This is a genomic window from Gleimia coleocanis DSM 15436 (assembly GCF_000159015.1).
Classification (GTDB): Bacteria; Actinomycetota; Actinomycetes; order Actinomycetales; family Actinomycetaceae; genus Gleimia; species Gleimia coleocanis.
This window is the reverse complement of the sequence record NZ_DS999541.1, coordinates 15,737-28,550: the sequence shown is the minus strand read 5'-3', so window position 1 is coordinate 28,550 and position 12,814 is coordinate 15,737. Positions and strand designations below refer to the sequence as shown.

Below are 12,814 nucleotides of genomic sequence, written 5' to 3'. Positions count from 1 at the left end.
AAAGTTGAATAATACACAACCTCGACTTGACCTTCTCTTTACCAATTGGTGTGCTGAACATAAACCGGGTGCGCAGCATAACCTGCGCACCCGTTCAGTTTTCCAAAGAATTATCCCTGATAAACATCTTTTAGCTCCGGATAAATCGAAGCATCGAAAACCAAGGTTCTTCCTTCAGACTTACGCTTATTCCAGTCATGCAAAACTAAACGCGCATACTTAGCTAAAAGAATTACAGCAGTCAGATTAATCAACGCACCCAGCCCCAACAGTAAATCAGATAAGGCCCATGCCGTAGGTAATGCCACCATTGCCCCTGAAGAAGCCACCACCACGGATACTGCTCTAAAAATCCAGACAACAGGCTTAGAAGAAGTCAAATGTGAGAGTGCTACTTGACCATAATAGTAGGCACCATAGGCGGAAGTATAACCAAAAATCAAGATGATAAAACTTACTGGCAACGCCATCCAATCACCTAAAACAGTGGTCACAGCAACAGCTGTTAAACCACCAGCAGCTTCAGCTTCTAAGCCGGGATGGTAAACCCCAGAAACCAGAATTAGTAACGCGGTTGTGGTGCAGACAATCATTGTATCGACAAACACACCAAGCGACTGTACCCACCCCTGCTCTGCAGGGTGTAAAACAGTTGCAGAACCTGCTACGTGAGGTGTAGTTCCTAAACCTGCTTCGTTTGAGAAAAGACCACGCCGCACACCATTTACTAAAGCTGTGAAAACACCACCGACGATACCGCCACTTACTGGGCCAAATCCGAACGCGGATTCCAGTATCAACACCAGCGCATTCCAAGCGGCCTGTGGGTGTAAAGCAATCACAACCACAGTAATTAGCAGGTAAGCTCCCGCCATAAAAGGAGCTAAAAACTCAGATACACGCGCAATAGAGCGCATGCCACCTAGGATAACTGGCGCTAACAGCGTAAACATTAATAGCATTGAAGCCCAGGTAGGAATGTTGTGACTGGTTTCCAGGGTTGCAGAAATGGTATTTACCTGCACCATAGGTACAGCCAGTCCAGTGGCAATGACCGCGAAAACGGCAAATAGTGTAGCTGGAAGTTTCCATCCCAGTCCACGGGTCATATAGTCGGCTGGTCCACCACGAAAAGTTCCATCTGCTTGTCGTACTTTGAAAACCTGTGCTAATACCGATTCGGCGTATGAAGTAGACATACCTAGAAGCGCGACTACCCACATCCAGAAGATCGCACCTGGGCCGCCTAGAATCAGCGCAAGGGCAACTCCAATAATATTGCCAACTCCAACTCGGGTACCTACTCCAATGGTAAATGCTTGGAATGAGGACATTCCTGTTCCAGAGGAGGTGCGGGACCCATTTAAAGAAGTGAAAATATCCTTGATATTACGAAACTGTGGGAAGTTTAAGAAGAAAGTAAGATAAACACCAACTCCGACGAGTAGGAAGAGCAGCACCCATGAATATAGAAAGCCGACTGATACGTTCAACGCGTCAGTTAATGCTTTGAGGATTGTGTTTATCATGTTTTTTCCTTCACTTGGTTGTTACCATAACAAATAATAAATGGACGTCAGCCACTTAGTGGATAACGCCCATACTTTAAAACTGTGTCCGGACTTAGTGGTCCCATACAGAAATCGGAAGTTCCCGTGGCAGGTGAGGGTTTTTAAAGGTATAAAATCGGATTTCCTTTTCAGCTGTTTGGGCTTCAAAGTCACGTAAAGCACCGGTACCCCATTTATAGAGGTACACCAGTGCGATTAGGTTAGAAACAGTCATCACGGCCATAGCTATATCCACGGCGTTCCACACTAGAGGCAGAGAAGCTACCGCTCCCAATCCAACTGAGGCCACAGATACTAGGCGTACAGCTAGTCGCGCGTAGCGGTGTTCAGTAATGAAAGCCATATTAACTTCCGAGTAGACATAGGCCGCGATGATGGATGAGAAAGCTAGTACGAAAATCATCAGTGCCATTGGGAATACTGCCCAGTCCCCTAAATGGTGTGCTACCGCGAGGGTAGTTAGATTTGCGGGATTCACTCCCTCAGCTCCCCAGGTTTCTGGTCCCGCTAGGAGAATGACTACCGCGGTAGCGGTACACACGATGATTGTGTCTACGAAAACTCCTAGGGATTGTATTAGCCCTTGTTGGACTGGGTGTGCGACGGTTGCGGTGGCAGCCGCATTAGGCGCGGTTCCCTGTCCTGCTTCGTTTGAGAATAGGCCGCGTTTTGTACCATTTATGAGGGCGGCAAAAATTCCGCCTCCTAATCCGCCAACCAGCGGTTCTGGCGCGAATGCCGATGCCAGTATCAATGAAATCACAGAGAAAAATTCGCTAATGTTCATCAAAATGATGACTGTTACCACCGCTACGTAGAATGTGGCCATTACCGGTGCAACGATTTCTGTAACTTTCGCAACTGAGCGTATTCCTCCGAAAACAATTGGGCCTGTGAACGCTACCAGTAAAGCTGCTACTACTAGGGTAGATTTCGGGGCAGCTGATTCCAAGGTAGAGGCGATTGCGTTTGCCTGTACGGAAGTAATCGCAAATGCGCAGGTAATTACCGTAATCAATGCAAAGATGGAAGCTAAGACTTTACGATTCATGCCGTAGTAAATGTAGTAGGCTGGACCACCACGGAATGATCCGTCTGTTCCTTTGATTTTGAAGATTTGCGCTAAGGTTGCTTCAAAGAAAGCGGTTGCCATACCAACTAGTGCGACTATCCACATCCAGAAGATCGCTCCGGGCCCACCGAACATTAGTGCTGCAGCAACGCCGAATACGTTACCGATGCCGACTCGGGCAGCCAAGGAAATAGTAAACGCTTGGAATGATGAGATTCCGTTTCCGGCCCCGTTCCTTGAGCGAAGCACAGTAGATACCATTCGCGGAAAGTGTCTTAACTGTACTCCGCGGCTTACCACGGTTAAAAACAAACCTACACCTACCAGCGCCCACATAGTGACATGTAGGGTTAGCCAGTCTGCAACAGTGCCAATAGATTCAGTGAGGCTTTCAAGGGTTGCAGGGAGGATAATAAGTTCCATTACTTATTCCTTTCTGAATCAGGCACTTTTAACTTTAGCTACGTTACTCTACTTTCGCCTTTAGTCATAAAATGTCTCAGCTTACGGGCTTTAGTAACGGTTTGGTCTCAACCTACTTGTTGGTGTCTCAGGGGTTTAAGAAACTGCCGTCCGCTAGTTAAGTTTGTTAATGAGAGCTGTTTTTCCTTTCTAATTACGCTTAGCTTCTTTGTCTCCGTATCCCGTGCGAAGATAGAGGTATGAGTTATCCGCTAAATGATTTGCTTGACCAACTTGAAGATTCTGGCCGTTTAACTGATTGTGATGCTATTTATGAGGCTTTTTCTGGCTGGGCATCTGCTGGGGGGCGTCCGCTTTACCCACATCAGGATGAATCTTTTTTACATTTGCTTGATGACTTACACGTTATTGCCGCTACCCCAACTGGCTCAGGTAAGTCTTTGATTGCTTTAGCTGCACATTTCATTTCCTTAGCACGGGGCGGTCGTTCCTTTTATACTGCTCCGCTTAAAGCGTTGGTAAGTGAGAAGTTTTTTGAGTTGGTTCGTATGTTCGGTGCTGACAATGTCGGCATGGTTACTGGGGACGCTTCTGTGAATGCGGACGCACCGATTATTTGTTGCACGGCAGAGATTTTAGCTAACCAGGCTCTACGCGAGGGTGCTGAGTTAGACGCGGATATGATTATTATTGACGAATTTCACTTTTATGGTGACCGCGAGCGGGGTTGGGCATGGCAAGTACCGTTGCTTGAACTGACTAAGCCACAGTTCGTGTTACTTTCGGCAACTTTGGGTGCTGTGGATTTCTTCCAAGAGGACTTGTTGAGACGTACTGGGCGGGAAGTTGCTTTGGTGAGTGCTGCCCAGCGTCCGGTGCCACTAGAGATGTCTTATTCGGTATTCCCGTTAGCTGATAGTGTTGCTGAGCTGATTGAGTCCGGGAAGTATCCGATTTATATTGTGCATTTTGGGCAGAAGGCTGCTTTAGAGACGGCTAACAATCTGGCGACTCCTACTTTGGTTTCTAAGCGTCACCAGGAAAAGATTAAGGAAGCTACTGCCGGGTTTAGGTTCGGTAAGGGTTTTGGGCAGACGTTACGGAAGCTGTTGCATCAGGGCGTGGGGATTCACCATGCGGGGATGTTGCCTCGCTATCGTTTGTTGGTGGAGCATTTGACTCAGCAGGGGTTGTTGGCGGTTATTTGTGGTACGGATACTTTGGGCGTGGGCATTAATGTACCTATTACTACGGTGTTGATTACGTCTCTTGTAAAGTTTGACGGGGTGCGTCAGCGTACTTTGTCGGCTCGTGAATTTCACCAGATTGCGGGTCGTGCGGGTCGTGCTGGTTTTGACGAGGTCGGCTGGGTTGTGGTGCAAGCCCCGGATCATGTGATTGAGAATCGCCTGTTGGAGTTAAAAGCTGGTGATGATCCTAAGAAGTTGAAGAAGCTGGTTAGGAAGAAGCCAGCTGAGGGGCAGGTTTCGTGGTCTGAGTCTACTTTTAACCGCCTGGTCGAGGCTACGCCTGAGGCATTGGTGTCTCAGTTTGAAATGACTCATGCGATGGTTTTAAATGTTTTATCTAACCGCGAGTCTGTGGTTAATCCTTCTGAACGGTTGTGGTTTTTAGCTACTAAAAACCATGATAAGCCAACGGAATCTAACCCACATTTGCGGCGCCTTGGTCAGATTTACGTGTCTATGCGTAAGTCGGGGGTTGTTGAGTTGATGGGTTCAGACAGTGTTGTTGAGGGTGCGGATCGGCTTCGTTTGAAGTTGGATATTCCGGAGTCTTTTGCTCTGAACCAGCCGTTGTCTCCTTTTGCTTTAGCAGCGTTTGAGGTGTTGGATCCGGATTCAGATTCGCTGGCTTTGGATGTGGTTTCTGTAGTTGAGGCGGTGTTAGAGGATCCGCGTCCTTTGTTGTTTGCGCAGCAGCGGGAAGAACGTGGGGCCGCGATTGAGGCCATGAAACGTGCTGGCGTTGAATATGAGGAGCGGATGTCAGCGGTTGAGGATATTATGTGGCCGATGCCGTTGAAGGAGTTGTTGGATCCTGTTTTTCATATTTTCCGAGGTGCTAATCCTTGGATTGGAGATTTAGAACTGGCACATAAGTCTGTTGTGCGCATGATGGTTGAGAATGCGATGACTTTCTCTGATGTGATTTCTCGTTATGATATTTCAATGTCTGAGGGTGTGTTGTTGCGTTATTTGACGGATGCTTACCGCGCGTTGCGTCAGTTGGTGCCTGAGTCTTTGCGTTCTGAAATGGTTGAGCAGATTATTGAGTGGTTGGGTGGTTTAGTTCGTTCGGTGGATTCTTCTTTGTTGGATGAGTGGGAGTCTTTAGCGAATCCGGCAACGGGTAAGGCGGAGTCTGCATTGGAGGTTTCGGAGTTACCTTTTGGCGCGGATGAGAATGGTGTGGTGCGTTTAGATTCGAATCCGTTGGTTTTGCAGGCTGCGGTGCGTAAGGAAGTGTTTGCGCGTGTTAGTCGTTTTGCGTTGGATGATTTAGATGGTTTGTTAGATTTTGGCGATTCTGATGGGGTTGCGGCTTGGTCTGAGGATCGTTGGGCGGATATTTTAGATGCTTATTGGGATGAGTATGATTGGCTTGGTTCTGGTTTGGAAGCTCAGTCGAAGTCTCGTTTCACTTTTGTTTTTAATCCGCAGTTGGCTGATTATTTAGATTTTGGGGTACGTCCGGGGGCAGCTTTGGACGCGGCTTTGGAGATTGGTTCGGCTTGGTTGGTTTCTTATGTTTTTGAAGATCCCGAGGGCGATGGTGCTTGGCATTTGGTTGCGGGGGTGGATGTGAGGGCGTCTGGTGATGAGGGCGTGCCGGTTATTAATTTGCTTTATGTTGGTAGTTAGTTTTCGTCTTAGTTTTGTCTTTGTTCTTTAGGCGTATAGGATAGTTTGTCATTATTTATTTATCGATAAAACACATAGGGTAAACTGAAAAAGCTAACTTATTTAAGTTGTTTTAGGCGAGTAAGTGATTTTATTAGGCGATTATGCAAGGAGAAACCAGTATGAAGAGGACGCTTTCTTTGTTCTCAGCAACTGCCCTGATCCTGGCGGGACTGTCCTCAGGGATTGGGGTTGCAAACGCTACTGGCGGAAAAACTATTTTTGTTAAGGATTCCGGTAGCGGTGATGGATCTTCGGTTGAACAGGCATACGGCAGTTTGGATACTGCTATTCAAAATGCTGCTGACGGCGATGTCATCCAAATCGAGGGAACAGTAACTCGTCAGGGGGGAACCGACCTTAAGATCGATAAGGCTGTAACCATTCAGGGGGGAACGCTTGTTCTTCGTACTGATTCAACTAAGAAGACTTACATCACTAAGGATGTAACTTTTAAGAACATTCAACTTGAGTCACGTCCAGAATCAAATAGCGCATTCCGTATTTTTGCCAATGGGCATAAGCTGACTTTCGATAATGTGACTACTGTTAATAATACTTCTTCTAATGCTCCTACCATCTATACCGGTGCGGTAAAAGAAAAGGATGGTGTGGGTAATAAAGCAGAGGTAACTGTTCAGAATTCACCTGCGAATACTCAGCTGGCTGGAGTTATTACTTCAGATGAAGATACTAATTCACCCACAAACATTGATGCTACCGTTAATTTAAAAGACAATGTTGTGCTTCCACAGGGAGCTGACATTGTTCTTGGTCCAAACAGTGCAGATAAGGTAATCCTAAATTTACATAACGCTAATTTTAATAAGATTATCGGCACCGATGCGCCTAATAACCGCGTAAATATGCAGGGTGGTTCAGTAGAGGCAGATATTATTGACGTTCCAGCCCTTTCCCTATTGGAAGGCAACCTTGTCTTAGGTCCACTTTCAACTCTAACTGAAAATGTACAGGTTCAAACTGGTACCAATCTTGATGTTCGCAAGCCTATGGCGGCACGCAATGGAGTTTTCGAGATTCCTGGTAACCTTGTTGGCGAAGGCAATATCCTTATTAATGGTGGACAAAGCACTCTTCAAATCAATGGTAAAAGTGCAATTATTAATGTGATTATCCAGAATGTTGATAAAGCTAATGAACCACTCAATGATCATCAGTATGTTGCTTACATTGGAAATCAAGTTACACTGAAGGCAGCAAATGCAGCACCCGAAGGATGTACTTACAACTTCGGAAATGGTATTGCTGAAGTTGAATGCCGTGAAGTAAATAAGACTGCAAGTTTAAGCGTTGTTAAGGTTGGCGAAGATGATCCTGTAATCGTCTTGGATAATGTCGAATTTGAAGGCGATTTTACTGCTGCAAATCTTTTCTCTAAGTTGGTTGACGAACTGAAAAAGAACCCCACTTTGGTAGTTCTAACCGAAGACAGAGATAACGCTCCTGTAGTGGAAGACGGCCAAGCAAAAACCATTGAATGGAAAGCTAAGGAAGCTGGTTCTTTCCAGGTTACCGGTGGTCAAAAAGTACCATTCACTGTTGAAACCACTGCGGATGGTCAGGTAGTTTCTTACACTCTGCCTGCTGCTCCACAGGGTAAGCAGTACAAGGATAAGACTGTTACTCCAGAGCAAAAAGTTGTCGTAACCGGCGAAGATCGTTTCCTGGATAAAGTATTTGAACTGGAAGAGATCCCAGCTGCACCGGAAGATCCTAAGGAAGATCCTAACGCTCCAGGTAATGGTGGCCAGGGTGACAACAACCCAGGCACTGAACAGCCCGGTGGCGATAACGCCGGAGATAACGCTGGCGATAACGGAGCTACCCCAGGTGATGGTTCTAAGCCTGACGAAGGTAAAGATGACGGAAACAACCAGCCTGGCGACAACACCAAGCCCGGTGGCGAAAAGCCCGGCGACAACACCAAGCCTGGCGACAGCAACCAGCCGGGTGCTGATTCTAAACCTGAAGGTGGTAAGGACGAAAGCACCAAGCCAGCTGAACCAGTTTGGGCTGATATTGTACTTGGCACCCAATCAGCTAAATACTACTGGGGTGAAGAGCTTAAAGCCACATTCACCATGCCGAAAGCAAATGGGGAAACAGAAGTAATCTTCTACCTGCATTCTTCCCCGCTGAAACTGGGAAAGCAAGCTCTAACCACCCTACCTGACGGATCCGTACTGGCTACTGTCAGCTGGAAGGTTCCAACCGACTTCCCAGTTGGCGCACACCATATAGTTGTTACTGACGTTAAGGGTAAGGAACTGGCTCGCGTAGGCGTAGAAATCCTCAAGCGCCCAGCAAAAGCACAAACCCCTGTCGCTACCACTGTCCCAGTGGCAGTACCACCACGTTTAGCTAACACCGGCACCGCTGCCGCAGCACTCGCTGTTCTAGCTGGTCTGCTGGGACTGGTTGGTATTGCAGGCGTTGTTACCCGTCGCAAGCACAATAACTGATTCAAACTAAAAAACCGTTTGAGTTAGCTCAAGGGTGGTGAGTGCAAAGCACTCACCACCCCACTTTTGTATCCGCGCTGACACGGTAATAAAATAGCCTCCACCAGGCGCTTTTAAGCAAATCCAGCGGAGGCTAAAAAACTCTAATTTAAACGAAAGCCTCAGTGGTTCCCCACTGGTTTCCACCTAGTTTTGTGAGTGGGTTGAGTTGTGCGAAGTCTGCGAAGCCTTCTGGGGATACCAGGCCTTCTGCGGTGTGAATAGCTTTAACTGCTCCGTAGACGATGGTGGATTCTCCGATTTCTTTAGTATCGATTACTTCGCATTCAAATGATGCTTGGGTAAGTTCGATTACTGGCGCGTCTACTTTTTCGCCCTTACGTGTGTGGATGCCACATTGTTCAGCTTCAGATTCGTTCCGTTTTAATGGTTTCGCACTGGTGATTACTAGTTCTTTATGGCGTTGTGAAGGAATGTTGAATCCAAAGGCTTTACGGTCCATCGCGTTAAAGTAGGTGTCTTTTTTACCGATGGAGCAAAACTCAACGATGAGAGGATTGATTGACACTACTCCGCTCATTGCGTATGGTGCAATATTCACGCTTTCGTCAGAGTTGTATGTTGAAACCCAGGCAACTAGGCGTGGGGCTACGATACTCATCGCCATGTCGTAGGTTTCTGCTGGGGTTAGCTCTTCGACGTAATGTACTTTACGCATGGTTTTCCGTTCTGCTGGCACGTTGTACTTTATATTTTCAATGCCTTACCATATCACGCTCCCTTGCTTTTTTCATTCCTTTTTCTTCCTTCTTATACTGGTTAATATGACTCCAAATTTCGCTCACATTTACCAGAATGTATCGGAAGTTCTTGATAAAATCCAGGCTTGCGCAGAGATGAATCATCGTCATGCCGCTGAAATTGAGCTGGAAATCGCAATTAAAACGCGTTCTGCAACAGAAGCTTTACACGCTGGTTTAGCTCTTGAAGCAAGTGGACGCCGGGCGTTACTGGCGCATAATCGTGTTCAGGAAGCGCAGGCGACCACCCCGATTCTTCGTGATGGCCCGCTTTCTAGTTTTCATTCCGTTCTGATTGGGAATCTCCAGAGGAATAAAATTAATGCGGCTGTGAGGGTTTTTGATGAAATTGAGTCTGTGGACTCTTTAGCGTTGGCCCGGGCTCTGAGCCAACGTTTAGATCCTACTGAGCAGCTCCCAATCATGCTTCAAGTCAATACTTCACGCGAACTTTCAAAATCAGGTTTAGTTCCTGAGGTAGCTTTGGAAACTGCTTTAGAAATAGCTGACCTTCCTGGCTTATTAGTCACGGGGTTCATGACTATTGGCGCACACACTACTGATCAGGCTTTAATCGGGAAGTCTTTCGCTAACTTACGCGCGATCCGTGATGAGGCTATAAAGCACCCTTCGCTAAAAAAAGCAATTAATCTTTCAATGGGGATGAGCTCTGATTTTGAATTAGCCATTGCGGAAGGCAGCACTCGCATCAGGATTGGCAATGCTGTGTTTGGACCTCGGCTTTGATGTTTTCAGACGCCTTTGGAAAATTCGCCCCAGATTACTAATCCGAACCGACGGTGTAGGGCAACCGCTAGAGAGGTTAAAACCCCATAGGCTACAAACGAACTAACTACTAGCAGTGTAGCTGACTCTGCAGGGAGAACCATTATGTCACTTCCCAACGCACGTAGAATCTGATTTAGCCAGCCGGGTAGATCAGTAAAAACCCATACTGCATAAAGCACGAACGGAATCAGATAAGCAACTACTACTGGTATTTGTTTACGAATGTTAAATAAGTTTTTTAAGTGCCATTGCAACCCTACTGCAGGTACTACGTATAGAACTGATATTAGATTTCCTATTCCTAAGAAAAGTAGCATCGGGTATAAAATACCGGGAATAGTTCGCAGCAGTTGCGCATCTACATATAAGTATTCTGTCCAGGCATAAGTAATTAGTAAAAACGGCAGAATAATAACTAAAAACTGTATAACATTTTTACGCATTAAAATCGCTCTGAAGGATTCGCCTTGTTGAAGTTTACGCCAGGTTCGCTCTAAATCTGCACCAAAAATATTAGTAGTAGTTACGTCTGCCATTATGAAAGTTGCAAAATAAACTGTGTAAAGTAAAACCGTGTCATATTTAGGGTTTGCTTCCAGAGTCCAAAATAAACGATAGACTCCTGCTAAAACCAAGTTTATAAGCACCCCTTGTAACCAAGTCATTGGTAACGTAAAAGTCCACTTCAATTCCTCTTTTAATGCAGTGAAACACATTCCGCTATTATCCTACTTTCAACTATGCACTACTTGTTTAATCGTACTAGAATCAGAGCCAACCTCTCCTTGTAGAGAAAATAAACCTTCGAAAGGACTAATAAAATGGAAATCGGCGTATTTTCAGTATCCGACTTAACCACTAACCCAGTGACTAACGAACCAGCTGATGAAGCACAGCGTATTCAAGAAATCGTGCAGATCGCTAAGGCAACTGAAGCAGCTGGCCTGGATACTTTCGGTTTAGGTGAACACCACAACCTACCTTTCTTCTCTTCCTCTCCAACTACCACGCTTGGTTTCATTGCTGGTCAGACCACTAAACTGCATCTGACTACTGCAACCACTTTGATTACTACTAATGACCCTGTAAAAATTGCTGAAGATTTCGCGATGCTACAGCACATGGCAGGCGACCGTGTTTCTGTGATGCTAGGTCGTGGCAACACCACTGCTGTTTACCCTTGGTTTGGCAAGAGCCCGTTTGATGGCTTGGAATTGGCAGAAGAAAACTATGGTTTGCTACACCGCCTATGGCATGAAGATGTAGTTAATTGGGAAGGTAAGTTCCGTACTCCACTGGTTAACTTCACTTCTACTCCTCGCCCGCTTAACGGCAAGGCGCCTTTCGTGTGGCATGGTTCCATTCGTTCTGTTGAAACCGCTGACTTAGCTGCTCGTTACAAGGATGGTTTCTTCCATAACAACATTTTCTGGAACATGGAACATACTGCTTCCCTAATTAACCTCTACCGTGAACGCTGGGAAGCTTACGGCCACGGCGCTAAGGAAGACGCTATCGTGGGTATTGGTGGTCAGGTTTACATGGCTGATACTGAAGCTGAAGCAAAGCGTATTTTCCGCCCATTCTTTGATAACGCTCCTGTTTACGGTCACGGTCCATCTTTGGAAAGCTTTGAACAGGCTACCCCACTGACCGTGGGCACTCCAGAAATGGTAATCGATCGCTACGCGAAGATGAAGGATCACTACGGTGATGTTAAGCGTCTACTGTTCCTGATTGACCACGCTGGTCAGCCTGTAGACATGGTTTTGGAACAGATCCAGATACTGGGCGAAGTTGTTGCACCAGCTTTGCGTGAGGTTTACGGTAAGTGATTAAAATCCCCTGGCTGGCGCTAAAAATTCTTTGCAAGCACCAGCCAGGGGATACTTATATCAGACCCCTAAGAGCAGAATAAGTGCGACGGGAAATACTCAAAGTAGCATTCCTATGGCAAAATACCCCACAGGCGTTTCCAGTTCCCAGTATCGCAGCCCCTGCACTTAACGGTAAACTACACAGCACCAGTGATCCCCCACTAGCCGGTGGAAGATCACTATTACTAGGGCGCCAAATGCTAATACCATAGCGATTAAGCTAATGGTTTTAGCTTTTTAGAAAACACCAAATGATTTTTCGGTTCCCCTTTTATATAAATCATTTAGAATCTCCTAAGGTGGTTGGGCAAATAAGTTCCGTTTGGCGTAAAACAGCTAATCCGTTAGTGCATTAGGCTAAATGACTGCACGATACTTACCCGCAATAATGTCAATTATAATGTTATTCACAAGTTCAGTATCACGCTTCTTTACAAAGTACCCATACCTTCGATAATGTGCGTCATGCATTGCACCTATAATCTAATAATTCCACGGGTCTATCTAGGTTGCTCTGACCCGGACCCCAGTAACGCCCATGTATTGGAAAGCTCAAATGAGAGCATCTTCTATAACTACGGAAAACTCTAGAAGCAAAAGTGCACACATTCCAAAGTTTTTATTAGATCAACTGTATCTTTGATCCGGCTCGCCTGGCCCGATACGAAGCAAAACTCCTTCTCAATTCTTCTTCGTTAAAACAGCATCCTGCAATACAGTTTCAGTACTAACACACAACTTCAGATAGTAAAGTGTTATCTCTATCCATGCCCTTCATCTTACGCGCCTACTCACAGCGTCAATCGCCATTGTATGAGATACTCATTAGTCATCTTTCATTAATAAGATAAGATTAAGCATATTTTGGCCAGTTC

General features: G+C 46.0%; 8 protein-coding genes. 4 read left to right on the top strand and 4 right to left on the bottom strand.

Going from position 1 to position 12,814, the window contains the following annotated elements; genetic code table 11:
- Window positions 1-110: 110 nt before the first annotated feature.
- Both HMPREF0044_RS01380 and HMPREF0044_RS01375 read right to left on the bottom strand, forming a co-directional pair.
- Window positions 111-1,529, bottom strand: coding sequence for an alanine/glycine:cation symporter family protein (locus tag HMPREF0044_RS01380; RefSeq protein WP_006546310.1), 1,419 nt, complete (start codon window positions 1,527-1,529; stop codon window positions 111-113).
- Window positions 1,530-1,623: 94 nt separating this feature from the next.
- Window positions 1,624-3,066 carry an alanine/glycine:cation symporter family protein gene (locus HMPREF0044_RS01375; protein ID WP_006546309.1) on the bottom strand — a complete coding sequence of 481 codons (1,443 nt, stop codon included), beginning with the start codon at window positions 3,064-3,066 and terminating at the stop codon, window positions 1,624-1,626.
- A 239-nt stretch (window positions 3,067-3,305) separates the two neighbouring features.
- Between HMPREF0044_RS01375 and HMPREF0044_RS01370 the strand changes: the two genes are divergently transcribed.
- Both HMPREF0044_RS01370 and HMPREF0044_RS01365 read left to right on the top strand, forming a co-directional pair.
- Entirely contained in the window at window positions 3,306-5,951 is a 2,646-nt protein-coding gene (locus HMPREF0044_RS01370) for a DEAD/DEAH box helicase (RefSeq protein ID WP_006546308.1), read from the top strand.
- Between the two features lie 161 nt (window positions 5,952-6,112).
- Window positions 6,113-8,473 carry an LPXTG cell wall anchor domain-containing protein gene (locus tag HMPREF0044_RS01365; RefSeq protein WP_040312667.1) on the top strand — a complete coding sequence of 787 codons (2,361 nt, stop codon included), beginning with the start codon at window positions 6,113-6,115 and terminating at the stop codon, window positions 8,471-8,473.
- Window positions 8,474-8,621: 148 nt separating this feature from the next.
- On the opposite strand, the gene HMPREF0044_RS01360 is transcribed toward HMPREF0044_RS01365, so the two are convergent.
- Window positions 8,622-9,191: a flavin reductase family protein gene (locus tag HMPREF0044_RS01360; protein WP_006546306.1), complete on the bottom strand. Its 570-nt coding sequence runs from the start codon at window positions 9,189-9,191 to the stop codon at window positions 8,622-8,624.
- Between the two features lie 106 nt (window positions 9,192-9,297).
- On the opposite strand from HMPREF0044_RS01360, the gene HMPREF0044_RS01355 reads away from it, so the two are divergent.
- Complete coding sequence (locus tag HMPREF0044_RS01355; RefSeq protein WP_040312665.1) at window positions 9,298-10,020, top strand: YggS family pyridoxal phosphate-dependent enzyme; 723 nt, start codon at window positions 9,298-9,300, stop codon at window positions 10,018-10,020.
- 5 nt (window positions 10,021-10,025) lie between these two features.
- Here the strand turns inward: HMPREF0044_RS01355 and HMPREF0044_RS01350 are convergent, their stop codons facing one another.
- On the bottom strand, window positions 10,026-10,778 hold the full coding sequence (locus HMPREF0044_RS01350; protein WP_006546304.1) for a hypothetical protein: 753 nt from the start codon (window positions 10,776-10,778) through the stop codon (window positions 10,026-10,028).
- Window positions 10,779-10,883: 105 nt separating this feature from the next.
- Between HMPREF0044_RS01350 and HMPREF0044_RS01345 the strand changes: the two genes are divergently transcribed.
- Window positions 10,884-11,897, top strand: coding sequence for a CE1758 family FMN-dependent luciferase-like monooxygenase (locus HMPREF0044_RS01345; protein ID WP_006546303.1), 1,014 nt, complete (start codon window positions 10,884-10,886; stop codon window positions 11,895-11,897).
- The last annotated feature ends 917 nt before the right edge of the window (window positions 11,898-12,814 follow it).

Coding starts and splice junctions, on each gene's coding strand:
- HMPREF0044_RS01380 (WP_006546310.1), bottom strand. CDS start 1,529: ATGATAAACACAATCCTCAAAGCATTAACTGACGCGTTGAACGTATCA.
- HMPREF0044_RS01375 (WP_006546309.1), bottom strand. CDS start 3,066: ATGGAACTTATTATCCTCCCTGCAACCCTTGAAAGCCTCACTGAATCT.
- HMPREF0044_RS01370 (WP_006546308.1), top strand. CDS start 3,306: ATGAGTTATCCGCTAAATGATTTGCTTGACCAACTTGAAGATTCTGGC.
- HMPREF0044_RS01365 (WP_040312667.1), top strand. CDS start 6,113: ATGAAGAGGACGCTTTCTTTGTTCTCAGCAACTGCCCTGATCCTGGCG.
- HMPREF0044_RS01360 (WP_006546306.1), bottom strand. CDS start 9,191: ATGCGTAAAGTACATTACGTCGAAGAGCTAACCCCAGCAGAAACCTAC.
- HMPREF0044_RS01355 (WP_040312665.1), top strand. CDS start 9,298: ATGACTCCAAATTTCGCTCACATTTACCAGAATGTATCGGAAGTTCTT.
- HMPREF0044_RS01350 (WP_006546304.1), bottom strand. CDS start 10,778: ATGTGTTTCACTGCATTAAAAGAGGAATTGAAGTGGACTTTTACGTTA.
- HMPREF0044_RS01345 (WP_006546303.1), top strand. CDS start 10,884: ATGGAAATCGGCGTATTTTCAGTATCCGACTTAACCACTAACCCAGTG.